This window comes from Mesorhizobium sp. M7A.F.Ca.ET.027.03.2.1 (assembly GCF_003999175.1).
GTDB lineage: Bacteria > Pseudomonadota > Alphaproteobacteria > Rhizobiales > Rhizobiaceae > Mesorhizobium.
The window spans coordinates 1-3086 of sequence record NZ_RZOM01000753.1 but is presented as its reverse complement, the minus strand read 5'-3'; the positions used below and the strand labels follow the sequence as shown (position 1 = coordinate 3086).

3 protein-coding genes and 1 pseudogene are annotated in these 3086 nt (G+C 63.9%); 1 reads left to right on the top strand and 3 read right to left on the bottom strand.

Going from position 1 to position 3086, the window contains the following annotated elements; translation table 11 throughout:
• The 3 genes and pseudogenes from EN750_RS26205 to EN750_RS26195 form a co-directional block, all read right to left on the bottom strand.
• Positions 1–533, bottom strand: a pseudogene (locus EN750_RS26205) (branched-chain amino acid ABC transporter permease); the annotation flags it as partial.
• Positions 530–1279 carry an ABC transporter ATP-binding protein gene (locus EN750_RS26200; RefSeq protein WP_127381440.1) on the bottom strand — a complete coding sequence of 250 codons (750 nt, stop codon included), beginning with the start codon at positions 1277–1279 and terminating at the stop codon, positions 530–532. The gene EN750_RS26200 and the pseudogene EN750_RS26205, both read right to left, overlap by 4 nt.
• Complete coding sequence (locus EN750_RS26195; RefSeq protein WP_127398307.1) at positions 1276–2073, bottom strand: ABC transporter ATP-binding protein; 798 nt, start codon at positions 2071–2073, stop codon at positions 1276–1278. The genes EN750_RS26200 and EN750_RS26195 overlap by 4 nt, the downstream gene beginning before the upstream one ends.
• Before the next feature lie 126 nt (positions 2074–2199).
• Here EN750_RS26195 and EN750_RS26190 point away from each other — a divergent pair, with 126 nt between their 5' ends.
• Positions 2200–2934, top strand: a complete 735-nt coding sequence (locus tag EN750_RS26190) for a GntR family transcriptional regulator (RefSeq protein ID WP_127270675.1) — start codon at positions 2200–2202, stop codon at positions 2932–2934.
• Positions 2935–3086 lie beyond the last annotated feature (152 nt).

The following is a 3086-nucleotide window of genomic DNA, read 5'->3' as shown; positions in this document are numbered from 1 at the left end:
GTCTGCGTGCGCGTTATCAACAGATGCACGCCGAGCACCAGCACCGCGGTCAGCAGCAAAAGCGCGATCTGGTCGGGTGTGATGCGGATGCCGAAGCCGACCGGCATGGCGATCTGGATCGCGCGGCTGAAATAGGTCGGCCGCGAGGTGAAGGTGAATTCGAGCAGGCTTCTCAGCGCCATCGAGGCGCCGAAGCTCGCCATCACCACGATGATCGCCTGGCCTTGCGAGCGAAGCCGCGAAAACAGCACCTTGTCGAGCAGCAGCGCCAAGAGCGCGGTGAAGGCCATGCCGATAACGAGCGCAACAATGAGCGGCCAGCCGAAGGACAGCGGTGCGATCGGCGCCACCTTGCCTACTGTCGCACCGATGGCGCTGACGACGGCCAGCGTCGCATAGGTGCCCCATGCCATGAAGTCGCCATGGGCGAAGTTCGAGAAGCGCAGGATCGAATAGGTAAGCGTCACGCCGATGGCGCCGAGGCCGATCATCGAACCCGTCAGCAATCCGTCGACGACAAATTGCAGGCTCATGCCTCACCTCCTTTCCCTGCCTTAGATGGGCGCTGGCCGAGATAGAGTTCGGCGACCACCGGATCGTTCCACAATTCGGAGGCGATGCCCTCGTGCCGGTCCTTGCCTTCGACCAGGACATAGGCGCGGTCGCCGATGGCGAGCGCCGCCTTGGCATTCTGTTCGACCAGCAGGATGGTGACGCCGGACTTGCGGATGCCGGCCAGCATCTCGAACACCATCGAGACGAATTTCGGCGACAGGCCGGCCGACGGCTCGTCCAGCACCAGCACTCTGGGGTGGACGATCAGCGCCCGTGCGACAGCGAGCATCTGCCGCTGTCCGCCCGACAAATTGCCGGCGGCGGTGCGGCGCTGGCGGACGAGGTCTGGGAAGGCGGCATACATCTCCTCGATGCGGGCAGGGATTTCGCGCCGCTCGAGGACGCCGCAGGCGACCCTGAGATTGTCCTCGACCGACATCAGCGGGAAGATGTTTTCGGTCTGCGGCACGAAGGCCAGTCCAAGCCGCACCATGGTGTGGGCAGGCGCAGCGGTAATGTCCTTGCCGTCCAGAAACACCGTGCCACCGGTGATCGGGACGAGGCCGGCGATGGCCTTGATGAAGCTCGACTTGCCGGCGCCGTTGGGGCCCAGCACGACGACGATCTCGCCTTTTTTGACAGTGATCGAGGCGCCGCGCACGATCGGCACGCCGGGCTCGTAACCGGCTTCGAGGTCGCGGACATCGAGGACGATCTCGCTCATGCCGCGCCTCCGAGATAGGCCTCGATGACACGTGGGTCGCGAGCGACTTCTTCGGCCGTGCCTTCGCTGAGCAGCTGGCCGCTCGCCATGACGAGGACGCGATGGCAAAGCCGCGTCACCATATCGATATTGTGCTCGATCAGCAGGAAGGTGATGCCACGCGCGTTGATGTCCCGGATGCGGTCGATGATGACCTCCAGCAGCGTCGCGTTGACGCCGGCCGCCGGTTCGTCGAGCAGTATGATCGCCGGGTCGGCCATCATCACGCGGGCGAGTTCGAGCAGCTTGCGCTGGCCGCCGGAAAGCACCCGCGCCGGCTCATGCGCGAGATGGGTGAGGGTGACCAGTTCCAGCAGTTCGAGCGCCTTTGTCCTGGCGGCTCTTTCCTGCGCGGCGACGCGCCATGGCGTGATGAAATTGGCGAGCAGCTTTTCGCCGGCCTGGCCCTGTGCGGCCAGCATAATGTTTTCGATCAGCGTCAGATTGGGCAGCGGGCGCGGGATCTGAAAAGTTCGGCCAAGGCCATGACCGATGCGCAGATGCGCGGCTTCGCCCGAGACAGGCGTGCCGTTGAGTAGGATCTCGCCGCTGGTCGGCAGGATGCTGCCGGCGAGCAGGTCGAACATCGTCGTCTTGCCTGCACCATTGGGGCCGATCAGGCCGAGGATTTCTCCCGCTTTGACGTCAAACGAGACATCGTTGACCGCGACAAGGCCGCCGAACCGCCTGACGACATTCCTTGCCGTCAGAACCGGCGCGCGGGTTTCCCCTTGCCGTTTGGTTGCCTCGCTCATCAAACCCTCTGGCCGAAGACGATCGTTGCCGTCTCCTGATTATGATTTGTGATCACACTTGCTTTGATCACGCTATTCGGCTTTAATTTCATCCGCAAGCCGAAAACCGGCCAAGAACGGAATTCCATGCAAAAGGCTGCCATCGAAAAGAACAACGAGGCGATCGCGGCCCAGCTTGCGCCAGTCGGCCGCGAAACTGTGCAGGACCGCGTCTACTCGGAATTGCGCCGCGCCTTGATCGGCGGCCTGTTCGAGCCGAGCCAGGTGCTGACCATCCGTGGCCTAGCTGACGCCTTGGTCACCTCGACCATGCCGGTGCGCGAGGCGCTCGGCAGGCTGATCACGGAAAAGGCGCTGGAGGCGCTGCCCAACCGTTCGGTGCGTGTGCCGCCGATCACATTGGAACGGCTGGATGATCTCTTGCGTGCCCGCATCCTGATCGAGGGCGAAGCGATCGCGCTGGCCGCCGCCCGCATGGGCCCGCGCCAGATCGCCACCATCGAAACCATTCTCGGCGAATGGGACGAGATGCGGGCGCTGAAACACAAGAAGGACGTCGATCGCGAAGTGACGCTCAATCAGAGCTTTCATTTCGAGATCTACCGCTCCTGCGGCTCGGCCGTGCTGATCCCGATGATCGAGAGCCTGTGGCTGCAATCGGGGCCCTGCATCCGCGTCGCTATCTATGCCTTCTCGGAGGCCGGCGAAGTCGACACCGCCCAGTATCACCGCCGCATCGTCATGGCGCTGTCCACGCAGGATGCGCAGGCGGCGCGCGAATCGCTTGTCGCCGACATCAGCCGCCCCTTCACCTTCCTGCGCAGCAAGCTGCAGGCCGCCGCCGCGAAAGACCAGACATGACCGCCATCAGGATCACCGAGCCGCGCTCGCAGCTTTCCGTCACGGCGCTGCTGCTGCCCGAGAAGGCACCGGAAAACGCTGCCTTCCTCTCGGCCTATCTCGGCACGCCACGTGTCGTCCCTGGCATCCATGCGATGTGGACGGGGCCGGAA

Coding starts and splice junctions, on each gene's coding strand:
- EN750_RS26195 (WP_127398307.1), bottom strand. CDS start 2,073: ATGAGCGAGGCAACCAAACGGCAAGGGGAAACCCGCGCGCCGGTTCTG.
- EN750_RS26200 (WP_127381440.1), bottom strand. CDS start 1,279: ATGAGCGAGATCGTCCTCGATGTCCGCGACCTCGAAGCCGGTTACGAG.
- EN750_RS26190 (WP_127270675.1), top strand. CDS start 2,200: ATGCAAAAGGCTGCCATCGAAAAGAACAACGAGGCGATCGCGGCCCAG.